Origin of the sequence: Micromonospora sp. NBC_01796 (assembly GCF_035917455.1) — a bacterium.
In the GTDB taxonomy this organism is placed as follows: Bacteria; Actinomycetota; Actinomycetes; order Mycobacteriales; family Micromonosporaceae; genus Micromonospora_G.
Genome location: NZ_CP109078.1, coordinates 1 through 22,887 on the forward strand (window position 1 = coordinate 1; position 22,887 = coordinate 22,887).

The window sequence follows — 22,887 nt, forward strand, 5'->3', positions numbered from 1 at the left end:
CGGCGTCCTACTCTCCCACACCCTCCCGAGTGCAGTACCATCGGCGCTGGAGGGCTTAGCTTCCGGGTTCGGAATGTAACCGGGCGTTTCCCCACCGCTATAACCGCCGTAACACTATCGACTTAACAAACAACCCAAAGGGTCTTGTTCGTTTGTCGGGAATCACACAGTGGACGCGTAGCACCTTAGTAATCAAGTCCTCGGCCTATTAGTACCGGTCAACTCAACCCGTTACCGAGCTTACATCTCCGGCCTATCAACCCAGTAGTCTAGCTGGGGGCCTTACCCCACAAAGTGGGTGGGATACCTCATCTTGAAGCAGGCTTCCCGCTTAGATGCTTTCAGCGGTTATCCCTTCCGAACGTAGCCAACCAGCCGTGCCCCTGGCGGGACAACTGGCACACCAGAGGTTCGTCCGTCCCGGTCCTCTCGTACTAGGGACAGCCCTTCTCAAGTATCCTACGCGCACGGCGGATAGGGACCGAACTGTCTCACGACGTTCTAAACCCAGCTCGCGTACCGCTTTAATGGGCGAACAGCCCAACCCTTGGGACCTGCTACAGCCCCAGGATGCGACGAGCCGACATCGAGGTGCCAAACCATCCCGTCGATATGGACTCTTGGGGAAGATCAGCCTGTTATCCCCGGGGTACCTTTTATCCGTTGAGCGACACCGCTTCCACTCGCAAGTGCCGGATCACTAGTCCCGACTTTCGTCCCTGCTCGACCTGTCAGTCTCACAGTCAAGCTCCCTTGTGTACTTGCACTCAACACCTGATTGCCAACCAGGCTGAGGGAACCTTTGGGCGCCTCCGTTACATTTTAGGAGGCAACCGCCCCAGTTAAACTACCCACCAGACACTGTCCCTGAACCGGATCACGGTCCGAAGTTAGATACCCAAATCAACCAGAGTGGTATTTCAAGATTGCCTCCACCCATACTGGCGTATGGACTTCACCGGCTCCCACCTATCCTACACAAGCTAATTCGGATACCAATGTCAAGCTATAGTAAAGGTCCCGGGGTCTTTCCGTCCTGCCGCGCGTAACGAGCATCTTTACTCGTAATGCAATTTCGCCGGGCCTGTGGTTGAGACAGTGGGGAAGTCGTTACGCCATTCGTGCAGGTCGGAACTTACCCGACAAGGAATTTCGCTACCTTAGGATGGTTATAGTTACCACCGCCGTTTACTGGCGCTTAAGTTCTCAGCTTCGCCCCGAAAGACTAACCGGTCCCCTTAACGTTCCAGCACCGGGCAGGCGTCAGTCCATATACATCGAATTACTTCTTCGCATGGACCTGTGTTTTTAGTAAACAGTCGCTTCCCCCTGCTCTCTGCGGCCATACAACGCTCCACCCGCAAGGGGCTTCACGTCTCCGGCCCCCCTTCTCCCTAAGTTACGGGGGCAATTTGCCGAGTTCCTTAACCACAGTTCGCCCGATCGCCTCGGTATTCTCTACCTGACCACCTGTGTCGGTTTGGGGTACGGGCCGCTAAGAACTCGCTAGAGGCTTTTCTCGGCAGCATAGGATCACTGACTTCACCTGAATCGGCTCGGCATCACGTCTCAGCCTTAATGCGTCGCGGATTTGCCTACGACACGGCCTACACGCTTACCCCGGCACAACCACCGGCCGGGCTCAGCTACCTTCCTGCGTCACCCCATCGCTTGACTACTACCCACCAGGTTCCTCAAATCACCAAAACCAACCCGAAAGCCGGCCTCAGATCAAGGAGTTAGCACAATGAGGTTCACCACGGACGCTCTTTCGCGGGTACGGGAATATCAACCCGTTGTCCATCGACTACGCCTCTCGGCCTCGCCTTAGGTCCCGACTCACCCAGGGCGGATTAGCCTGGCCCTGGAACCCTTGGTCATCCGGCGGAAGGGTTTCTCACCCTTCTTTCGCTACTCATGCCTGCATTCTCACTCGTGCCGCGTCCACAACTGGATCACTCCGCTGCTTCACCCGCGGCACGACGCTCCCCTACCCATCCACACACCTGCACGCGCTCTCGAAAGAACACGCGAAGTAAAATATGAATGCCACAGCTTCGGCGGTGTACTTGAGCCCCGCTACATTGTCGGCGCGGAACCACTTGACCAGTGAGCTATTACGCACTCTTTAAAGGGTGGCTGCTTCTAAGCCAACCTCCTGGTTGTCTATGCGACCCCACATCCTTTTCCACTTAGCACACGCTTAGGGGCCTTAGCTGGTGATCTGGGCTGTTTCCCTCTCGACTACGAAGCTTATCCCCCGCAGTCTCACTGCCGCGCTCTCACTTACCGGCATTCGGAGTTTGGCTGATTTCGGTAAGCTTGTGGGCCCCCTAGACCATCCAGTGCTCTACCTCCGGCAAGAAACACGCGACGCTGCACCTAAATGCATTTCGGGGAGAACCAGCTATCACGGAGTTTGATTGGCCTTTCACCCCTAACCACAGGTCATCCCCCAACTTTTCAACGTTGGTGGGTTCGGCCCTCCACGCGGTCTTACCCACGCTTCAGCCTGCCCATGGCTAGATCACTCCGCTTCGGGTCTAGGACACGCGACTGAACGCCCTATTCAGACTCGCTTTCGCTACGGCTACCCCACACGGGTTAACCTCGCCACATGCCACTAACTCGCAGGCTCATTCTTCAAAAGGCACGCCGTCACCCCTAAAGGCTCCGACGGATTGTAGGCGAACGGTTTCAGGTACTATTTCACTCCCCTCCCGGGGTACTTTTCACCATTCCCTCACGGTACTAGTCCGCTATCGGTCACCAGGAAGTATTTAGGCTTACCAGGTGGTCCTGGCAGATTCACGGCAGATTACAGGGGTCCGCCGCTACTCGGGAACATCCACAGAAGACCAGCCACTTTCACCTACCGGACTCTCACCGTCTACGGTTGGCTTTCCCACACCATTCGGCTAGCAACTGGTTTTATCACTTCTCGACCCAATGTCAGTTGAATCAGCAGAGTCCCACAACCCCAACCACGCAACCCCTGACAGGTATCACACGCAGCCGGTTTAGCCCAAATCCGCTTTCGCTCGCCACTACTCACGGAATCACTATTGTTTTCTCTTCCTACGGGTACTGAGATGTTTCACTTCCCCGCGTTCCCTCCATACACCCTATGTGTTCAGGTGCAGGTGACAGCACATGACTGCTGCCGGGTTCCCCCATTCGGACACCCTGGGATCACAGCTAGGTTGACAGCTCCCCCAGGCCTATCGCGGCCTCCCACGTCCTTCATCGGCTCCTGGTGCCAAGGCATCCACCGTTCGCCCTTGACAACTTGACCACAAAGATGCTCGCGTCCACTGTGCAATTCTCAACAAACGACCAACCCACAACCCACAACCACCACACCAAACCCCACCACCAGAAAACCTGGCTCCGGGAATCCGTTTGCGATGACAGGCCATGCCTGGCAACCCGAAACAACAAACACACCGTGTTTGTTCCTTCAGGACCCAACAGGATGCTTATCATTCACCACCAGCCGCACCACCAACCACATTCCCACCACAACCCCTCTCAGGGTCACAGCTGTACTAGCGATCGGACGGCCGTTGCCGACAGTGAACTCACCAGTGTCTCCGCCATCTGAGCACCCCACCACCACGTACGGGTGGCGCGGGCTCCTAACCCACTTTCGCGGGCAGGTGCTCCTTAGAAAGGAGGTGATCCAGCCGCACCTTCCGGTACGGCTACCTTGTTACGACTTCGTCCCAATCGCCAGCCCCACCTTCGACGGCTCCCTCCACAAGGGTTGGGCCACCGGCTTCGGGTGTTGCCGACTTTCGTGACGTGACGGGCGGTGTGTACAAGGCCCGGGAACGTATTCACCGCAGCGTTGCTGATCTGCGATTACTAGCGACTCCGACTTCACGGGGTCGAGTTGCAGACCCCGATCCGAACTGAGACCGGCTTTTTGGGATTCGCTCCACCTCACGGTATCGCAGCCCATTGTACCGGCCATTGTAGCATGCGTGAAGCCCTGGACATAAGGGGCATGATGACTTGACGTCATCCCCACCTTCCTCCGAGTTGACCCCGGCAGTCTTCGATGAGTCCCCGCCATAACGCGCTGGCAACATCGAACGAGGGTTGCGCTCGTTGCGGGACTTAACCCAACATCTCACGACACGAGCTGACGACAGCCATGCACCACCTGTGAACGGCCCCGAAGGACCCGACATCTCTGCCGGATTTCCGCCCATGTCAAACCCAGGTAAGGTTCTTCGCGTTGCATCGAATTAATCCGCATGCTCCGCCGCTTGTGCGGGCCCCCGTCAATTCCTTTGAGTTTTAGCCTTGCGGCCGTACTCCCCAGGCGGGGCGCTTAATGCGTTAGCTGCGGCACAGAGAACCGGAGAGGCCCCCCACACCTAGCGCCCAACGTTTACAGCGTGGACTACCAGGGTATCTAATCCTGTTCGCTCCCCACGCTTTCGCTCCTCAGCGTCAGTATCGGCCCAGAGACCCGCCTTCGCCACCGGTGTTCCTCCTGATATCTGCGCATTTCACCGCTACACCAGGAATTCCAGTCTCCCCTACCGAACTCTAGCCTGCCCGTATCGGCTGCAAGCCCGCGGTTGAGCCGCGGGTTTTCACAGTCGACGCGACAAGCCGCCTACGAGCTCTTTACGCCCAATAAATCCGGACAACGCTCGCACCCTACGTCTTACCGCGGCTGCTGGCACGTAGTTGGCCGGTGCTTCTTCTGCAGGTACCGTCACTCTCGCTTCGTCCCTGCTGAAAGAGGTTTACAACCCGAAGGCCGTCATCCCTCACGCGGCGTCGCTGCATCAGGCTTCCGCCCATTGTGCAATATTCCCCACTGCTGCCTCCCGTAGGAGTCTGGGCCGTGTCTCAGTCCCAGTGTGGCCGGTCGCCCTCTCAGGCCGGCTACCCGTCGTCGCCTTGGTAGGCCATTACCCCACCAACAAGCTGATAGGCCGCGAGTCCATCCCAGGCCGAAAAACTTTCCACCCCCCACCATGCGGCAGGAAGTCATATCCGGTATTAGCCCCCGTTTCCGAGGGTTATCCCAAAGCCTAGGGCAGGTTACTCACGTGTTACTCACCCGTTCGCCGCTCGAGTACCCCGAAGGGCCTTTCCGCTCGACTTGCATGTGTTAAGCACGCCGCCAGCGTTCGTCCTGAGCCAGGATCAAACTCTCCAACAAAAAACTGTATGGAAAAAATGTCCCGGCAACAAAAAAGTTGCCAAAGGAATCCAACCAAACCAACCCACAATCCCCGAAGAAACCATGAGCAAGCCGGCCGGGGTAAAATCATAATTGGCACTGGCTTATCAAGCACCCTGTTGAGTTCTCAAAGAACAAACACACACCGAACCGCCAACCCCAATCAAAGGGGCCCACAACCCGGGGCTTTTCACTCCCACTTCAACACCCGGCGTTCCCGCCCGGCGCTTTTACTACGCTACCCGGTCGTTTCCGCCGAGTCAAACCGGAATTTCCCGGTTTGTCTAACTCGTTCCCACAGAAAGTCACGGCGGGTGACCCGCCGTAGAAGTTCTAGAAGGATTTGCAGGCCGTCCTGTCTGCGGTCTCACCCGCATGTCGTCCGGTTCCCTGCCGACCTGCAACCATACCCGGTCGGTCTCGCGACGCCAAATCGACCCGACCTGCAGATCGTCCGTGCCGCCCCGCCCGCCAGCCTCGTACCCGGCGGTTGCCCGCCCGAGAGCCTGGAGGTTGTCCCGCAGTTCCGGCCTTCCGGTGTTGTTCACACCGTTTCTGTCCGTTCCCCTGCGGGCAGACAGAAAGTTACGCGCCCGGCGGATTGATCGTCAAATCCGCCGGGCGCGTTCCCCGTCACATCAGCAGACGCGACTAAACGGCCAGCTCGATGCCGGCGAAGGTGCGCTTGCCCCGGCGCAGTACGAGGTACCGCCCGTGCAGCAGGGACTGCGGCCCCACCTCGGCGTCCACATCCGACACCCGCTCGTTGTTGACGTACGCACCGCCCTCGCTGATCGCCCGTCGGGCCTCGTTCAGGCTGCTCACCAGACCGGCCTCCTTGAGTAGGACGGCAACGGACGGCAGCTCGGCGAGGCGTACGAGTCCGGCTTCGGTGAGAGCGGCCCGCAACGTCTGCGGGGCGAGTTCGTCCAGCGAGCCCCGACCGAACAGGGCCTGGCTCGCCGCGACCGCCTGCCGGGTCTCCTCCTCCCCGTGCACCAGGGTGGTCAGCTCCTCGGCCAGCGCCCGCTGGGCAAGCCGGGCCTGGGGCCGTTCCACCGTCGCCCGCTCCAACTCCTCGATCTCGGCGTGCGAGCGGAAGCTGAAGTAGCGCAGGTAGCGGCCGACGTCCTGGTCGGCCGCGTTGATCCAGAACTGGTAGAAGGCGTACGGGCTGGTCATGGTCGGGTCGAGCCAGACGGCGCCGCCCTCGCTCTTGCCGAACTTGGTGCCGTCTGCCTTGGTGACCAGTGGGGTCACGAAGGCGTGCACCGGCCCCGCCCCGCGTCGACGGATGTAGTCGACCCCGGCGGTGATGTTGCCCCACTGGTCCGAGCCGCCGAACTGGAGCTGGCAGCCGTACCGGGTGTGCAGTTCGTAGTAGTCGTGCGACTGGAGGAGCTGGTAGCTGAACTCGGTGTAGCTGATCCCGCTCTCCAGCCGGGCCCGTACCACCTCGCGGGCCAGCATCTTGTTGACCGGGAAGTGCTTGCCGACGTCCCGCAGGAACTCGACCACCGACATGACGCCGGTCCAGTCGAGGTTGTTGACGAGTTGGGCGGCGTTGTCGCCGGTGTAGCTGACGAACGGGGAGAGCTGGTCCCGGATCCGCCCCACCCAGCTGGCCACCACCTCGGGCGGGTTCAGCGTGCGTTCCGCGCTTTCCTTGGGGTCACCGATCTGCCCGGTCGCGCCCCCCACCAGGAGCAATGGGCGGTTTCCGGCCAGTTGCAGGCGGCGCGCGGTGGTGATCTGCATCAGGTTGCCGACGTGCAGGCTCGGCGCGGTCGGATCGAAGCCGACATAGAACCTCACCGGTCCGTTGCCGAACTGCGCCCGCAGTTCGTCCAGGCCGGTGGAGTCCTGGATCAGGCCCCGCCACTGCAGGTCGTCCATCAGCGGTCCCGACCCGGTCGACCCGGTGGGCGAGGCGCTGCTCTCGGTCACGGTGCTGCTATCGGTCACGGTAGGGATTCTCCCCCATCGGGCCTGGTGGGCCCCACCCGGTTATCCCGACCGGTAGGGTGTCCGGCGGATGATCACCCCCGATGCCCGTGGGGCCGGTCGAGGAGGAGCAGTCGTGGACTTTTCTGAACTGACCGGTGGCTTCGCCGGCCTGCTCGGCCTGCGGCTGGACGAGGCGACGCCGGAGCGCGTGGTGATCACCTGGGACTGCCGGCCGGATCTGCACCAGCCGTACGGGATCCAGCACGGCGGCGTGTACAGCTCGGTGGTCGAGACCGCCGGCAGCATCGGCGGCGCGATCTGGTGGGGCGACCGGGGCCAGGTGGTCGGGGTGTCGAACCAGACGGACTTCCTGCGGGCGGTGCGCGAGGGCGAACTGACGGCGGTCGCGACCCCGGTGCACCAGGGGCGCAGTCAGCAGTTGTGGCAGGTCAACATCACCGACGCCGGGGACCGGCTGGTCGCGCGCGGCCAGGTCCGGTTGCAGAATCTGACCCCCGCACCACCGGCCGCCGGGTAACCGTCCGCTCCCCCACATCACGACCCCGATCCCCGGGTACGCGTACGGCCGCGCCGTGGCGCGCGTACCCGGGGATCGGTGCGGTGTGTCCGTACCCGGGTCGGAGGAACGTGCCTCGGCCCGGCGGGTGCCGACGGACGTCGGCGGGCCCGTCGCCGGTGCACGGCGAGCGACGGGGAACAGCCCGATCATCCGATCGACCGCTATTGACCTGAGGAACATCGTCGCGCACAATCCCTATCAATTAAGTAGGGAACACCTTCGCCCGTGTCCTGTTCCTAGTGCCGGACCCCCACGCACCGCCACCGGCAACCGACCGCAGGGAAAGGAACCACCGTGCGCAAACTCCTCCTCCTCGCCCTGGTGGGCCTCGGGGCCCAACTCGTGGACGGCAGCCTGGGCATGGCCTACGGCGTCACCTCCACCACCCTGCTCCTGGCGATCGGCACCAACCCGGCCGCCGCCTCCGCCACCGTCCACCTGGCCGAGATCGGCACCACGCTCGCGTCGGGCGCCTCGCACTGGAAGTTCGGCAACGTCGACTGGAAGGTCGTCGCGAAGATCGGTATCCCCGGCGCGATCGGGGCGTTCGCCGGGGCGACCTTCCTGTCCGGTCTGTCCACCGAGGTCGCCGCGCCGGTGATGGCACTCATCCTGCTCGCGCTCGGTATCTACATCCTGGTTCGCTTCACCGCCTTCGGCATCCCCCGCGACCGGCTCGGCCAGCCGCTGCGCAAGCGGTTCCTCGGGCCACTGGGTGTGGTCGCCGGATTCGTCGACGCCACCGGTGGCGGTGGCTGGGGTCCGGTCGGCACTCCCGCCATCCTGGCCAGCGGCCGGATGGAACCGCGCAAGGTGATCGGGTCGATCGACACCAGCGAGTTCCTGGTCGCGATCGCGGCGAGCCTCGGTTTCCTGGTCGGGATCGGCAGCGAGAACATCGACTTCGGATGGGTGGCCGCGCTGCTGATCGGTGGCGTGATCGCCGCACCGATCGCGGCCTGGCTGGTCCGGCACATCCCGCCGCGGATCCTCGGCTCCGCGGTCGGTGGCGTCATCATCCTGACCAACGCCCGCTCGCTGCTGCGCAGCGACTGGATCGACGCCTCGGACGCCACGCGTTACACCTTCTACGCGGTCATCTACCTGGTCTGGGCGCTGGCGTTGGCGTACTCGATCAAGCAGTACCGGGCCAACCGGGACGCGGAGCAACTGGAGTCGGAGGCCACCGAGCAGCGGCCGTCGGCGACGACCCCGGCCTGATCCGAGGTCCGGCCGCCGCTGGACCGGAGCTCACACCGCCGCGAGGACCTGTTCCTCGCGGCGGCGTTCTGTCTGCCCGTCGCATGCTCGGGTGCTAATGACTCCATTAGACGATGAAAATGAAAACCACTAGCGTCTCCGTCGTTGAGATAACGGAGGAGGCATTGTTGAGAGCGTCAGCATCCTGGGCGATCCGGGCGGTGATCGCGGTCACGACGGTATCCGTCGTCGCCGCCTGCGGTTCCGGAAACGACGACGGTACGTCCGCGTCCCCGGCCGACGGGCAGAAGTTGTCGGTCGTGGCGACCACGCCGGAGGTGGCCGACTTCGTGCGCAATGTCGGCGGTGACGGGGTGCAGGTCACCCAGCTCATCAAACCGAACGTCGACCCGCACGAGTACGAGCCCACCCCCGCCGACATCCAGGCCATCGGCACCGCTTCGGTCGTGGTCAAGAACGGTGTCGGAATGGAGAAGTGGCTGGACCAGACAATCGACGCGGCCGGGTTCGACGGCACCGTCGTGGACACCAGCCAGGGGGTCACCCTGCGCAAGGGCGATCCCGACGACGAGGAGATGGCCGAGGGCGACCCGCACATCTGGCACAACCCGCTGAACGCCAAAATCATGGCGGAGAACATCGAGAAGGCGTTTGTCGCCGCCGATTCCGGCCGGGCGGACACGTACCGGAAGAACTACCGGGACTACGCGGCGAAGCTCGACGCACTCGACGCCGAGAACACGAAGAAGTTCGACGCACTCCCGGCCGACCAACGCAAGCTGGTGACCAACCACGACGCGTTCGGGTATTACATCGACCGATACCGGCTGGAATTCGTCGGCTCGGTGATCCCGAGCATGGACACCAGCGCGGAACTCTCCGCATCCCAACTCACCGACCTGGTCGCCAAGATCAAGGCCACCGGCACCAAGGCGATCTTCAGCGAGAGTTCGCTGCCGCCGAAGAGCGCCGAGGCGATCGCCCAACAGGCCGGCGTCAAGGTGGTCGGCGGTGAGGACGCGCTGTACGGGGACAGCCTCGGCACCGAGGGCACGCCGCAGGGCACCTACATCGGCGCGGAGGAGCACAACACCGACACGATCGTGAAGGCCCTTGGTGGCTGAGTCGCCGCACGGCGTACCGGCGGCCGACGTTGCCCTGCGGTTCTCCCAGGCCAGCGTCGGCTACGCCGGCCGTACCGTGCTCACCGGTGTGCACCTGGCGGTATCGCCGGGCGAGGCACTGGCCCTGGTCGGCCCGAACGGCGCCGGGAAATCCACCCTGATCAAGGCGGTCCTCGGCCTCGCCCAGGTGCTCCACGGTTCACTGACCATCCTCGGCGAGCCATCCGCGCGCTCACGCGGTCGGGCCGCGTACGTGCCCCAGATCGACAGCCTGGACGCCGACTTCCCGGTCTCCGCCGGCCAGGTCGTCCTGATGGGCCGCTACCGGCACACCGGTTGGCTGCGGCCACCCGGTCGGGCCGACCGACGGATCGCCGCCGAGGCACTGGACCGGGTCGGGCTGGCCGACCGGGCCCGTACCCGGTTCGGGCTGCTCTCCGGCGGGCAGCGGCAACGGGTGCTGCTCGCCCGGGCGATAGCGGCGCAGCCCCGCCTGCTGCTGCTGGACGAACCGTTCAACGGCCTCGACGCGCCGAGCCAGGAGGAGATCCTGCGGGTGATGGCGCAGCTCCGGGCAGCCGGGACCGCGCTGGTGGTCAGCACCCACGACCTGGGCATCGCCCGGGACGCCTGCGACACGGTGTGCCTGCTCAACGGGCGCCAGTACGGCTTCGGACCGGTCGGCGAGACCCTCTCCCCGGCGTTGCTGCGCCGGACGTACGGCAACCACGCGGTCGAGCTGGACGGCGGCGCGACGATGCTGGTCGAGCCGTGATGCCGGGCCTGCTGGTCGACCCGTTCGCCGCGCCGTTCATGGCCCGCGCACTGACGGAACTCGCCCTGCTGGCACTGATGTGCGGGCCGGTGAGCGTGTTCATCTTCGTCCGCCGGCTCTCCTTCGTCGCGGACGCGCTCACCCACACCGTCTTCCCCGGCGTGGTGATCGGTTACCTGGCCGGCGGGGTGGAGGGCATCTTCGGCGGGGCGCTCGTCGCCGGCCTGGTCACCGCGATCGCGCTGAGCCTGCTGACCCGCCACGGTCGGCTCACCGAGGACGCGGCGATCGCGGTCATGCTCACCGCGATGTTCTCCGTCGGGGTCATCCTGGTCTCCCGGCGCTCGTCGTACACCGCCGACCTGACCTCGTTCCTGTTCGGGCGGGTACTCACGGTCAGCCGTGAGCAGCTCGTACAGACCGGGGTGCTGGCGGTCGTGGTGCTGGTTCTGCTCGCGGTCAGCGCCCGAGTGCTGATCTTCCGCGCCTTCGACCCGGTCGGCGCCGCCGCGGCCGGCTACCGGATCGGTTGGCTCGACACCTGGTTGAACGTGATCGTCGCCCTGGTCGTGGTCGCCGCTGTCCGCGCCGTGGGCACCGTACTGGTGGTCGCCCTGTTGCTGGTGCCGGCCGCGACCGCGCGGCTGCTCACCGACCGGTTGCTCGCCATGGCGGTGGTCGGGGTCGGGGTCACCCTCGGGGCGGGTTACCTGGGACTGCTGGCGAGCTGGACCGCGTCGGTCGACCACGGCCTGCGACTCACCTCGGCCTCCGCGGTCGTGCTGGCGCTGGTCGCGGCGTACCTGCTGGCCCTGCCGGTCGGCGTGCTGCGGGCCCGCCGGGCCCGGCGACGGGCGACAACCCTCCCGGGTACGTCGGGCGCCGTGCCCGGGCCGACCGGGCTGGTGCACCGATGAGCTGGTGGGACGACGTCTTCCACCGGGCGATGGTGGCGGCGGTGCTGGTCGGCCTGCTGGCCGGTCTGATCGGGGTGCAGGTGGTGCTGCGCCGGCTCTCCTTCTTCACCATGGCGATGAGCCACGCGACGTTTCCCGGTGTGGTCGCGGCCAGCATCATCGGGCTGAACATCTACCTCGGCGGCGCGGTCGCCGGCCTGGTGGTCGCCATCGGGGTGGCCGCGTTGAGCCGGGCCAGGGGGCAGGACGCCGCCGCCGCGACGGGCGTGATCCTCGCCGGTGGTTTCGCGCTCGGGATCGGCCTGGTCGCCACCCAGAACGGGTTCAGCCGGGACCTGTCGTCGTTCCTGGTCGGTTCGATCCTCACCGTGTCCACCGGTGACCTGCTGATGATCGCGGCCGTGCTGGGGGTGGTCGCGCTGGTGCTGACCGTCGGTGCCCGGCAACTGCTGTTCGTCGGCTTCGACCGGGTCGGCGCCCGTGCGGCCGGCTACCGCCCCGGACTGGTCGACCTGGTGCTGCTGGTGCTGATCGAGCTGGTGATCGTGGCGGTGGTGCCGGTGGTCGGCACCATCCTGACCCTGGCCCTGGTGGTCGCACCGGCGGCGGCGGGCCGGGCCTGGTCCGACCGGATCGGCGTCATCACCGCGTTGGCGATGGTGTTCGGCGCGGTCAGCGGGGTCGTCGGGCTGCTGGTCTCGAGCGCGTACGACGTGGCGGCGGGCGCGGCCATCACGCTGGTGGCCACCGCGATCCTGGTCCTCTCCCTGATCGGCGGGCACTGGCTGCGACCGGTGCCGCGCGTACGCGGAAGCGGCCTCGACACGGTCGGTCCGGCGGTCGCGGGTTCCGGGGGAAAGTGACGAAACCCGCGACCGCCGGAGCGTCAGTCCTGCGCCTTGCCGGTGGTCAACCGGGCCAGCAGCAGCGCGACCAGGATGATCAGGCCGTAGATGGCCTGGATCCACTGTGCGGAGACCCCGGCCAGGGTCAGGATGTTGTTGATCAGACCGAGCACGATCACACCGCAGAGCGCGCCGAACAGGGTGCCCTTGCCACCGTCCATGCTCACCCCGCCGATCACCGCCGCGGCGAACACGGTGAAGATCATGCCCTCGCCCTGGGCGGCGGCGACCGATCCGAGCCGACCGGTCATCAACAGCCCGGCCAGCGCGGCCAGCACACCGGCCACCATGAACACGATGAACACGACCCGGTCGGTACGGATACCGGCGGCCCGGGCCGCGTCGGCGTTGCCACCGATGGCGTAGATCGACCGGCCCGACCGGAAGAACCCGAGTACGACGATGCCGACCGCGAACAGCACCCCGCAGAGCCAGATCGAGGCGGGCAGCCCCAGCCACAGCGCGTTGCCCAGGTAGAGCACCGACGGCGGCAGCTCGAACAGGTTCTGACCACCGGTGATGCCGATCTGCAGACCCCGCAGCACGATCAGCATGCCCAGCGTCACGATGAACGCGGACAACCCGAGCCGCAGGATCAACATCCCGTTGAACGCGCCGACCAGCAACCCGATGAGCAGGCAGATCGGGATGGCGAAGGTGGTCGGCCAGTCCGTACCGAGGCCGTTGCTGGCGGCCGGGATCACCAGGGCGACGGCGAGCGCGGGCGCCAACCCGACGGTCGACTCCAGCGACAGGTCGAACTTCCCGCCGATCAGGATGATCGCCTCGGCCAGCACCAGCAGGGACAGCTCCGTCTGCTGCTGCAACACGTTGATGATGTTCGCGGTGCTCAGGAACACCGGGTCGACCAGCGCGCCGACCAGGATCAGCACCAGGATCGCGGGCACCAGCGCGAGGTCGCGCAGGCGGGCCAGGCGCAGCCCGCGTCCGGTGGCCACCGCGGGGGGCGCCACGGTGGCGGTGGTGGTACCGGTCATTGTTGTGCTCCTTCCGGGGCCGCCGGCTGTTCCGCGGCCACTCCCTCCACGGCGGCCACGACGTCGGCGTCCGCCCAACCGGGTGCCAGCTCCCGCGTCACCCGGCCGTGGAACATCACCAGGACCCGGTCACACGTACGCAGGTCGTCGAGTTCGTCCGAGACCATCAGCACCGCGGTGCCGGAGGCGGCCGCGTCGCGTACGGCACCGAGCAGTGATTCCTTGGACCGCACATCCACCCCTGCGGTCGGGTTGATCAGCACCAGCACCCGGGGATCGGTGGAGAGTGCCCGGGCCAGCACCACCTTCTGGGCGTTGCCGCCGGAGAGGCTGTTCACCGGTGCGTCCGGGCCGGGCGCCTTGATGTCGTACCGCTCGATCATGCGACCGGCGGCGGCGTCGCGGCGTTTCGGGATGATCACCCCGGCCGGCCCGAAGCTGCCGTTGATCGGCAGGGTGGCGTTCTCCGCGATGCTGAGCAACGGGATCAGCCCCTCGCGGTGCCGGTCCTGGGGGACCGTGCCGATCCCGGCAGCCAGCGCCGCCGGGACGCTGCCCGGCGGTACGACCCGGTCGCCGAGCACCACCGTGCCGGTGTCGGCCCGGCGCAGGCCGCTGATGGTCTCGGCCAGCGAAACCTTGCCGCTGCTGCCGGAGCCGGTCACACCGACCAGTTCGCCGGAACGCACCTCGAGGTCGATGTCCCGGTAGACGTCGCCCAGACGCAGCCCGTCGACCCGGAGGCTGACCGGCGTGTCCGCCGGCAGCGGTGGCCGGACGGTGCCGGACACCAGGCCGACCGCCTCCCCGGTCATCGCCTCGACCAGCGCCTCCCGGTCCAGCTCGGCGACCGGGCGGGTGAGCACCCACCGGGCGTCGCGCAGCACGGTCACCGTGTCGCAGACCTCGTACACCTCCTGGAGGTGGTGCGAGATGAACAGCAGGGTCACCCCGGCGGCGGACAGGCTGCGTAGCCGGTCGAAGAGTCGCTCGATGGCCACACCGTCGAGCTGCGCGGTCGGTTCGTCCAGGATGATGAACCGGGCACCGGTGGAGAGCGCGCGGGCGATCTCCACCAGTTGCCGCTGTTCGACGTTCAGGTCACCGGCGAGCCGACCCGGATCGACCGCCAGGCCGAACTCGTCCAGCAGCTCACCGGCCCGGCGACGCAACTGCCGCCAGGCGATCGGGCCACGTTCGGTCTGCCGGTTGAGGAAGAGGTTCTCCGCCACGCTGAGCGTCGGGATGATGGTCGACTTCTGGTACACGCAGGCGACCCGGCGCCGCCAAGCGTTCCGGTCGGCCAGCGGCGGCGCCGCCTCGCCACCGAACCGGACCTCGCCGCTGTCCGGCCGTTGCAGCCCGGTCAGGATCGAGACCAGGGTGGACTTGCCGGCGCCGTTGCGTCCGACCAGGGCATGCGTCTCGCCCGTGGTGATCGAGATACCGGCGTCGGCCAGCGCCGTGGTGGCGCCGAACCGCTTGCTGACGCCCACCGCCTCGACGGCCACGCCGGGTGCCGCGCCCGTGCCCGGGGCGGTGGCCCCGGGCACGGCGACACTGTTCGGGTTGTCGGGTGAAGACATCACTTCTTGACCTGGTTGCCCCACAACCCGGCGTCGTCGACGTTGGCCGCGGTGACCAGCGGCGCCGGGAGTTGGTCCTCGAGCTGGCCGTTGCCGACGTCGACGATGGTGCTGCCGTGGTCGGTCGGGCCGGGGGTGAAGGTCTTACCCTCGACCGCGGCCTTGGCGTAGAAGAGCGCGTACTTGGCGTACAGGTCGGCCGGCTGGGAGACGGTCGCGTCGATCTCACCCTTGCGGATCGCGTCGAACTCCTGCGGGATGCCGTCGTTGGAGACGATGAAGATGTGCTTGGGGTCGGTCGGCGGCACCAGCAGGTTCTTCGACCGGAGCAGTTGCAGGGTCGGGGCGAGGAACACGCCGCCGGCCTGCATGTAGACACCCTTGATGTCGGGGTGCTGGGCGAGCCGGGTCTGCAGGGCGGCGGACGCCTTGGCGCCCTCCCACTCGGTCGGCTCGGCGAAGATGGTGATGTTCGGGAACTTGGTCTTCATGCACTCGGCGAACGCCTCGGAGCGGTCCCGGCCGTTGACCGAGGAGAGCGAGCCCTGGAACTCGATCACCTTGCCGTTGCCGCCGAGCTTCTCGCCGAGGAACTCGCACGCCTTCTGCCCGTACGCCCGGTTGTCGGCGCGTACGACCATGAAGACCTTGCCCTTGTCGGGGCGGGTGTCGACCGAGACCACCGGGATCTTCTTCTGTTCGAGCTGGGCCAGGGTGGTGGCGATCGCACCGGTGTCCTGCGGTGCCATCACGATCGCCTTGGCACCCTGGCTGGTCAGGGCCTGGGCGTTGGCGACCAGCTTCGCGATGTCGTTCTGCGAGTTGGTCGGGCCCATCAGGTTGATGCCCTCTTCGGTCGCGTACTGCGGGATGTACTTCGCGTACGAGTTCCAGAAGTCCGAGTCCGCGCGGGGCAGGTCGACCGCGATCGGGGGCGGGTTGCCGTCCGTACCACCGGTGGTGGTGTCGGCGGAGTCGCCGCAGCCGGTGGCGGTCAGGGCAAAGGTGACGACCAGCGCCGCGGTGACCGCGGCGCGCCTGGTCAGTTCCATGGTGATCCTCACTGTCGGGACGGAAACGCTGGGTGGGGATGCGCTGGTCTTACCGTGTGACAGGTTGCTAACCGTGGTGACAGGTGTCGCTGGGGTACTTCTTCTTCGGGTGCGTGCGGAACTACTTCGGTGGTGCCGGTAACCGGAGCCCGTGCATGCCGCCGTCGACGGCGAGCACGGTTCCGGTGGTCGCGCCGGCCAGCGGACTGGCCAGGTAGGCGATGGCCGCGGCGACCTCGTCCGCACTGACCAGGCGGCCGGTGGGTTGACGGGCCTGCAGGGCGGCGAGTTCGGCGTCCGGGTCGGCGGCGGTGGCGAGCAGGCGGCGTACCCAGGGGGTGTCCACGGTGCCGGGGTTGACGCAGCAGACCCGGATCCCCTCGCGTACGTGGTCGGCCGCCATCGCCGCGGTCAACGCCTGCACCGCGCCCTTGGTCGCGCTGTAGAGCGCCCGGTTGGGCAGCCCGGCGTGCGCGGCGATCGAGCAGGTGTTGACGATGACCGCGTGGCGGGACTCGCGCAGCCGGGGCAGGGCGGCCCGGCTCACCCGGACCAGGCCCACCACGTTGACGTCGTACACCCGGTGCCACTCGTCGTCCGGGTTGCTCTCCACCGTGCCGACCGCGCCGATGCCGGCGTTGTTGACCAGGATGTCGATCCCGCCGAGCCGCTCGACCACCCGGTCGATCGCCGCCCGGACCGAGTTGTCGTCGCGGACGTCGGCGGGTACGCCGAACAGCGGCTCGGGCACGGCCGTGTGGTCGAGGTCGAGGCAGGCCACCCGCGCTCCCCGGGCGGCGAGGAACCGGGCGGTGGCCAGCCCGATCCCGGAGGCGCCGCCGGTGACCACGGCGACCAGACCGTCGAACTCAGTGCTGACCCGGGCGATGTCGCTCATGACGGGTCCACCTTCCAGACCGGGCCGTCGGGGTAGACGTGGTCGGCGAGGCTGCGGGGGTGCATGGTGGAGCTGAAGCCGGCGGTGGTGGGCGCCTGGTAGCGGCCGTTACGGATGCGTACCGGGTCGACGAAGTGTTCGTGCAGGTGGTCGACGTACTCGATGATCCGGTTCTCCATCGTTCCCGTCACCGCGACGTAGTCGAACATCGACAGATGTTGTACCAGCTCGCAGAGGCCCACGCCGCCCGCGTGCGGGCAGACCGGGACGCCGAACTTGGCGGCGAGCAACAGGATCGCGATGTTCTCGTTGACCCCGGCGACCCGGGCCGCGTCGAGCTGGACGAAGGCGACCGCGTCGAGCTGGAGCAACTGCTTGAACATCACCCGGTTCTGTACGTGTTCGCCGGTGGCGACCGGGATCGGCGCGATCCGCCGGGCGATCGCCGCGTGGCCGAGTACGTCGTCGGGGCTGGTCGGCTCCTCCACCCACCAGGGCGAGTACTCGGCGAGCGCCTGCACCCAGGTGACCGCCGCGTCCACGTCCCAGCGCTGGTTGGCGTCGATCGCGATCCGGATGTCCGGCCCGCAGGTCTCCCGGGCGATCCGCATCCGCCGGATGTCGTCGTCCAGGTCGGCGCCGACCTTGAGCTTGATCTGGGTGAACCCGGCGTCGATCGCCTCCCGGCAGAGCCGGCGCAGCTTGTCGTCGTCGTACCCGAGCCAGCCGGGCGAGGTGGTGTACGCGGGGTAGCCCTCGGCGAGCAGCCGGGCGACCCGTTCGTCGCGCCCCTGCGCACCGGCGCGCAGGATCGCCAGCGCCTCGTCCGGGGTCAGCGCGTCGGTCAGGTAGCGGAAGTCGACCAGCGCGACCAGGTCCTCGGGGGTCATCGAGGCGAGCAGTTGCCACAGCGGCATGCCGGCGCGCTTGGCCTTGAGGTCCCAGAGGGCGTTGACCACGGCGGAGATCGCCATGTGCATGACGCCCTTCTCCGGGCCGAGCCAGCGCAGTTGCGAGTCGTGCACCAGCTCGCGCCAGAGCCCGCCGAGGTCGTCCAGCACGTCCTTGACCGGCCGGCCGACCAGGTACGGGCGCAGCGCGGCGATCGCCGCCTCCTGCACCTCGTTGCCGCGACCGATGGTGAAGGCGAAGCCGTGTCCCTCGTGGTCGTCGGGTGCGTCGGTACGCAGCACCACGTACGCGGCCGAGTAGTCGGGGTCGGGGTTCATCGCGTCCGAGCCGTCCAGCTCGCGCGAGGTGGGGAAGCGGATGTCGTACGTGTCCAGGGCGACGAAGCGGCTGCTCACCACGCGACCCCCAGTCGCTGCCGCTGCCGACCGAGTCCGTCGATCTCCAACTCGACCACGTCGCCGGGGCGCAGGTACGGCTTCGGGTCGGGCATACCGAGCGCGACCCCGGCCGGGGTACCGGTGTTGACGATGTCGCCGGGGTAGAGCGTCATGAACTGGCTGACGTAGCGGATGATCTCCGGCACGTTGAAGATCATGTCCTTGGTGTTCCCGTTCTGTCGCAGCGTGCCGTTGACCCAGAGCCGCAGCCCGAGGTGCCCGGGATCGGGGATCTCGTCCTTGGTGACCAGCCAGGGGCCGAACGGATTGAACGTCTCGCAGGACTTGCCCTTGTCCCACTGGCCGCCGCGTTCGAGTTGGAACGCGCGCTCGGAGACGTCGTGCGAGATGGCATAACCCGCCACGCACTCCATCGCCTCCTCGGCGGAGGGGAGGTACCGCGCGGTCCTGCCGATGACCACGGCCAATTCGATCTCCCAGTCGGTCTTCTCGCCGCCGTGCGGCACCAGCACCTCGTCGCAGGCGCCGACGACGGTGTCCGGCGCCTTGAGGAAGAGGACCGGCTCGGTGGGTACGGCCGCGCCGGTCTCGCGCGCGTGGTCGTGGTAGTTCAGCCCGACACAGACGATCTTTCCGGGGCGGCGCAGGGGCGGGCCGAGCCGCAGCCCCCGTCCGCGCAGCGGCGGCTGCCGCAGTTCGAGCAGGCCGCGTACGCGGTTGATGCCGCCGTCGGCGAGGAAGTCACCGTCGAAGTCGGTGATCGAACCGGAGAGGTCGAGGAGCGTGCCGTCCTCGGCCAGCACGGCGGGGCGCTCGCCGCCGGGTGGACCGACCCGTAAGAGCTTCACGGCAGCGGTTCCTTTGTGTCGATGGTGTTTCCCCGCGTCATACATCGGATGTCTATCAGTCCATCGACAAGCGCACAAGGCCGAGGACGGGGCGTTTAGGCCCATCTACTGCGCTCCACACCGGATTGTGCGCTCGGGGTAATGCCCGTACGACCTATCTTGACCGAGCCATACATCCAATGTTAACTCCACGTGACGGGACGGGCCGGATCGACGGAACTCACCGCCGATGCCGCAAACCGCACACGGGGCGTCAATGCGCAGGTGGGAGCGTCGATGCGGGGCGGACCGGAGCGCTCCCCCGGCACCGCGTCGGATCCCACCCTCGCTCTGCGGTACGACCGGCCGGCCGCTGACCGGGAGACCGAATCGTTGCCGATCGGCAACGGAGCGCCGGGCGCCAATGTCTTCGACGGCGTGCGCACCGAGCGGTTGACGTACGACGAGAAGACCCCTGTGGACCGGCGGAACGGGTGGTGACGACGGCCCGCCGGTGATCCTCGACGGGCCACCGGCCACCTCCACCGACGTTGCCGGCCACCGCCACCGGGGTTGAGGCACCCCGACCAGCAACAGTTGAGCGATTGCTCAAACGAGGCTAGGGTGCCGTTTGAGCGACCGCTCAAACAGGGGGAGGAAAGCCGTCATGACCGAACGGAAGTCGTCACCGGGGCCCGACGAGCGGTGGCCGTCGGCGTGGGAAGCGGAACCGTCACCGAAGCCGCCCCGGACGGCGACCCGGGCCAGATGGATCCTGGCCGGGCTGATCACCTGTGTCGGAGCGGCCTTCTTCGTCTCCGCCGTCCGGAACGGACGGGCCGACAGCGCACTGCTCTTCGTCGCCCTGCCGGTGCTGCTCGCGGCCACGCTGTCGCTGGTGCCGGCCCGCTCCACCCACGGCCGGACCTTCGTGGTCACCACCATCGTCCTGCTGTTGAGCGCGGTGGTGCTGCACGAGGGCGCCATCTGCGTGGTCCTGGCCGCTCCCCTGGTGTACGCCGTCGTGCACGGCACCGCCGCACTGATCGAGTTCGTCAAATACTCCAACCGGACGTACGCGCTGCTGCCGTTGCCGCTGCTGCTGCTCGGCGGGGTCGAGGGCACCAGCGAACAGCTCCGGATCAACCCGGACCAGACCACGGTGGTGACCCGTACCGTCGCGCTGACGCCGGAGGAGGTGCGCGAGCGGCTGAGCCGGGGACCGGTGGCGGCACCGGCTCGGTCCGTACCGCTGCGACTGTTGGGCATGCCGCTGCCGCAGCGGGTCACCGGGGACGGACTCGAACCGGGCGACCGGTGGCTGTTCGCGTACCACGGCTCTGCGCACGGACCCGGCGGCCACCTCCTCGCCGAGGTCGACGAGTCGGGGCCGGACCGACTCGGCTTCACCTTCGTCGAGGACACCTCGATCACCGGACGCTGGATCACCTGGCAGGACGCGGAGCTGCGCTGGCGGGTGGTGGACGCGCAGCACACCGAGATCCGGCTGACCGTCGGCTACCGGCGGGGGCTGGACCCGTCCTGGTACTTCGGACCGCTGCAGGACGCGCTGATGCACTCCGGGGGCGGGCACCTGCTCGACATGCTGGCGCTGCGGTGAGCCTGACCGCCGTCCGTTACACCAGCCTGGTCGTACCTGTCGTCCTGATGCTGCTGGCCCGGCGGACCGACGGGGGTCGCCGGGCCACGGCCGGGGCGGCGCTCGCGTTCCTCACGGCCGTGGTCGGGCTGGCCGGGTTGCACGAGGTCAGCCTGCACACCGGCTGGTACGCCTTCGCGCCCGTCGACGGTGCCTACCGGGGATTCCCGGTCGACCTCTGGCTCGGCTGGGCGGTCCTGTGGGGACCACTGCCGGTACTGCTGCACCGGATCCTCCCGGTCCCGGTCGCGCTGGGCCTGCTGCTCTGGCTGGACGCGATCGCGATGCCCGCCCTGCACCCGCTGGTGGTGCTCGGACCTCACTGGCTGCTCGGCGAGGTCGTCGGGCTGTTCGCCGTGGCCCTGCCCGCACAACTGCTCGGCCGGTGGACCGCCCGGCAGCGCCGGCTCGGTGCCCGTACGGCGTTGCAGATGGCGGTGTTCACGGGGCTGACCCTCTGGCTGGTGCCGAACGTCGCCTTCGAACTCGGTGACGGATCCTGGGGTCGGCTGACCGGGATGCCACCGGTGGTGCTGCTCGTCCTCGGGCAGGTGGGCCTGTTGCTGGCGGTGCCGGCGCTGTCCGCCGTGGGTGAGTTCGTCCGGCGCGGTGGCGGTACACCGTTCCCCTGGGACCCGCCCCGGCGGCTGGTCAGCACCGGGCCGTACGCCTATCTCGGCAGCCCGATGCAGTGCGGCATGGTGCCGTTGATGCTGCTCGCCGCGCTGGTGACGGGCAGTCTCACGCTGGCACTGGCCGGACTGGCCGGGGTGGCGTTCAACTACGGGGTGGCCCGCCCGCACGAGCGCCACGACCTGTCCGGCCGGTACGGGCAGCCGTGGCGGGACTACCACCGGCGGGTACGCGACTGGTGGCCGCGCCTCACGCCGTACCCGGATGGTCCCCCGGCCGTGCTCTGGCTGGACGAGGACTGCGGACCGTGCGCGGCGACCGCCGGCTTCCTGCGTCGACGCGGGCCGGTCGGGCTGACCCTGGCACCGGCCGGGGCGCACCCGGCTGCGCTGTACCGGGCCCGCTACGAGGCGGCGGACGGGTACCGCGCCGACGGGGTGGCCGCTGTGGCGCGCGGACTGGAGCATGTCAACCTTGGCTGGGCCTATCTCGGCTGGCTGCTCCGGCTGCCCGGGATCGGCTGGCTGGCCCAGGTGGTGACCGACGCGATGATCGCGCCACCGCACCTGGCGAGGCGCCGTACGCCGCAACCGAGGGAGCGCGATGTCCAGCACGAAGCAGCGGCTGCTCGACGGGGCGCTGGCCGCCATCCGTGAACACGGGATCGCCGGTGTCTCGGCCCGGACCATCGCCGCCGCGGCCGGGGCGAACCAGGCGCTGATCTTCTACCACTTCGGCAGCGTCGACGAACTGCTCGCCGCGGCCTGCCGAGCCGCCACCGCCGAACGGGTCGCCCAGTACGCCGACCGCTTCGCCACCGTCGCGTCACTGCGCGAACTGCTCGACGTCGGTCGTACGTTGCAGGTCGAGGAACGCCGGCTGGGCAACGTGTCGGTGCTGGCCCAGTTGCTCGCCGGTGCGCAGCACGACGTACGCCTGGCCGCGCCGACCGCCGCCGCGTTGCAGCTCTGGGTGGACGAGATCGAGTCGGTGCTGCGCCGCCTGCTGGCCGGCTCCCCGTTCGCCGAGGTCGCGGACATCCCCGGACTGGCCCGTGCGCTCTGCGCCGCGTTTGTCGGGCTGGAACTCTACGGTGGCGTGGACGAGGCCGGGGCGCAGCAGGCGCTCGGTGCGCTGGAACAGCTCGCGGTGCTGGTCGAGGTGGTGGACGAGCTGGGACCGGTGTCCCGCCGCGCGCTTCGCTCGAAGATCAGCCGGGCGGCGACCAGGCGGAACTGACGGCGGGAC

16 protein-coding genes, 3 rRNA genes and 1 pseudogene are annotated in these 22,887 nt (G+C 67.2%); 10 read left to right on the forward strand and 10 right to left on the reverse strand.

Annotated features, from left to right (window positions below; translation table 11 throughout):
• The 4 genes from rrf to tyrS form a co-directional block, all read right to left on the reverse strand.
• A 5S ribosomal RNA gene (gene rrf / locus OIE47_RS00005) occupies positions 1–111 on the reverse strand.
• 77 nt (positions 112–188) lie between these two features.
• A 23S ribosomal RNA gene (locus tag OIE47_RS00010) occupies positions 189–3,295 on the reverse strand.
• 375 nt (positions 3,296–3,670) lie between these two features.
• Positions 3,671–5,185 (reverse strand): 16S ribosomal RNA (locus OIE47_RS00015).
• The 16S, 23S and 5S rRNA genes sit together here, the layout of an rRNA operon.
• Positions 5,186–5,857: 672 nt before the next feature.
• A complete protein-coding gene (tyrS, locus tag OIE47_RS00020) occupies positions 5,858–7,102 on the reverse strand; it encodes a tyrosine--tRNA ligase (RefSeq protein ID WP_442792121.1) in 1,245 nt (414 codons plus the stop codon).
• Between the two features lie 139 nt (positions 7,103–7,241).
• Between tyrS and OIE47_RS00025 the strand changes: the two genes are divergently transcribed.
• From OIE47_RS00025 to OIE47_RS00050, 6 genes are all read left to right on the forward strand, one after another.
• Complete coding sequence (locus OIE47_RS00025) at positions 7,242–7,691, forward strand: PaaI family thioesterase (RefSeq protein ID WP_326559388.1); 450 nt, start codon at positions 7,242–7,244, stop codon at positions 7,689–7,691.
• A 336-nt stretch (positions 7,692–8,027) separates the two neighbouring features.
• Positions 8,028–8,954 carry a sulfite exporter TauE/SafE family protein gene (locus OIE47_RS00030; RefSeq protein WP_326559389.1) on the forward strand — a complete coding sequence of 309 codons (927 nt, stop codon included), beginning with the start codon at positions 8,028–8,030 and terminating at the stop codon, positions 8,952–8,954.
• A gap of 167 nt (positions 8,955–9,121) precedes the next feature.
• The gene (locus tag OIE47_RS00035; RefSeq protein WP_326559390.1) at positions 9,122–10,078 is read left to right on the forward strand and encodes a metal ABC transporter substrate-binding protein; all 957 of its coding nucleotides are present in this window, start codon (positions 9,122–9,124) and stop codon (positions 10,076–10,078) included.
• A complete protein-coding gene (locus tag OIE47_RS00040) occupies positions 10,071–10,853 on the forward strand; it encodes a metal ABC transporter ATP-binding protein (RefSeq protein WP_326559391.1) in 783 nt (260 codons plus the stop codon). Before OIE47_RS00035 ends, OIE47_RS00040 begins: the two co-directional genes overlap by 8 nt.
• Positions 10,853–11,770, forward strand: coding sequence for a metal ABC transporter permease (locus OIE47_RS00045; protein WP_326559392.1), 918 nt, complete (start codon positions 10,853–10,855; stop codon positions 11,768–11,770). The genes OIE47_RS00040 and OIE47_RS00045 overlap by 1 nt, the downstream gene beginning before the upstream one ends.
• Positions 11,767–12,633, forward strand: a complete 867-nt coding sequence (locus OIE47_RS00050) for a metal ABC transporter permease (RefSeq protein ID WP_326559393.1) — start codon at positions 11,767–11,769, stop codon at positions 12,631–12,633. Before OIE47_RS00045 ends, OIE47_RS00050 begins: the two co-directional genes overlap by 4 nt.
• Positions 12,634–12,656: 23 nt before the next feature.
• Here OIE47_RS00050 and OIE47_RS00055 read toward each other — a convergent pair whose 3' ends face one another.
• The 6 genes from OIE47_RS00055 to OIE47_RS00080 form a co-directional block, all read right to left on the reverse strand.
• On the reverse strand, positions 12,657–13,673 hold the full coding sequence (locus OIE47_RS00055; protein ID WP_326559394.1) for an ABC transporter permease: 1,017 nt from the start codon (positions 13,671–13,673) through the stop codon (positions 12,657–12,659).
• On the reverse strand, positions 13,670–15,259 hold the full coding sequence (locus OIE47_RS00060; RefSeq protein WP_326559395.1) for a sugar ABC transporter ATP-binding protein: 1,590 nt from the start codon (positions 15,257–15,259) through the stop codon (positions 13,670–13,672). The genes OIE47_RS00055 and OIE47_RS00060 overlap by 4 nt, the downstream gene beginning before the upstream one ends.
• The gene (locus OIE47_RS00065; RefSeq protein ID WP_326559396.1) at positions 15,259–16,311 is read right to left on the reverse strand and encodes a sugar ABC transporter substrate-binding protein; all 1,053 of its coding nucleotides are present in this window, start codon (positions 16,309–16,311) and stop codon (positions 15,259–15,261) included. Before OIE47_RS00065 ends, OIE47_RS00060 begins: the two co-directional genes overlap by 1 nt.
• A 121-nt stretch (positions 16,312–16,432) precedes the next feature.
• A complete protein-coding gene (locus OIE47_RS00070) occupies positions 16,433–17,209 on the reverse strand; it encodes an SDR family NAD(P)-dependent oxidoreductase (RefSeq protein WP_326559397.1) in 777 nt (258 codons plus the stop codon).
• Positions 17,206–18,516, reverse strand: coding sequence for an L-fuconate dehydratase (locus OIE47_RS00075; protein WP_442792032.1), 1,311 nt, complete (start codon positions 18,514–18,516; stop codon positions 17,206–17,208). The genes OIE47_RS00070 and OIE47_RS00075 overlap by 4 nt, the downstream gene beginning before the upstream one ends.
• Positions 18,513–19,367, reverse strand: a complete 855-nt coding sequence (locus OIE47_RS00080) for a fumarylacetoacetate hydrolase family protein (protein WP_326559399.1) — start codon at positions 19,365–19,367, stop codon at positions 18,513–18,515. Before OIE47_RS00080 ends, OIE47_RS00075 begins: the two co-directional genes overlap by 4 nt.
• Before the next feature lie 276 nt (positions 19,368–19,643).
• Between OIE47_RS00080 and OIE47_RS00085 the strand changes: the two genes are divergently transcribed.
• The 4 genes and pseudogenes from OIE47_RS00085 to OIE47_RS00100 all read left to right on the forward strand — a co-directional run bounded on the left by OIE47_RS00085 (position 19,644) and on the right by OIE47_RS00100 (position 22,878).
• On the forward strand, positions 19,644–19,847 hold the full coding sequence (locus OIE47_RS00085; protein ID WP_326559400.1) for a glycoside hydrolase N-terminal domain-containing protein: 204 nt from the start codon (positions 19,644–19,646) through the stop codon (positions 19,845–19,847).
• 166 nt (positions 19,848–20,013) lie between these two features.
• Positions 20,014–20,967: a hypothetical protein gene (locus OIE47_RS00090; RefSeq protein ID WP_326559401.1), complete on the forward strand. Its 954-nt coding sequence runs from the start codon at positions 20,014–20,016 to the stop codon at positions 20,965–20,967.
• 2 nt (positions 20,968–20,969) lie between these two features.
• A pseudogene (locus tag OIE47_RS00095) lies at positions 20,970–22,360 on the forward strand (methyltransferase).
• Complete coding sequence (locus OIE47_RS00100) at positions 22,243–22,878, forward strand: TetR family transcriptional regulator (RefSeq protein WP_326559402.1); 636 nt, start codon at positions 22,243–22,245, stop codon at positions 22,876–22,878. Before OIE47_RS00095 ends, OIE47_RS00100 begins: the two are co-directional and overlap by 118 nt.
• Positions 22,879–22,887: the final 9 nt, after the last annotated feature.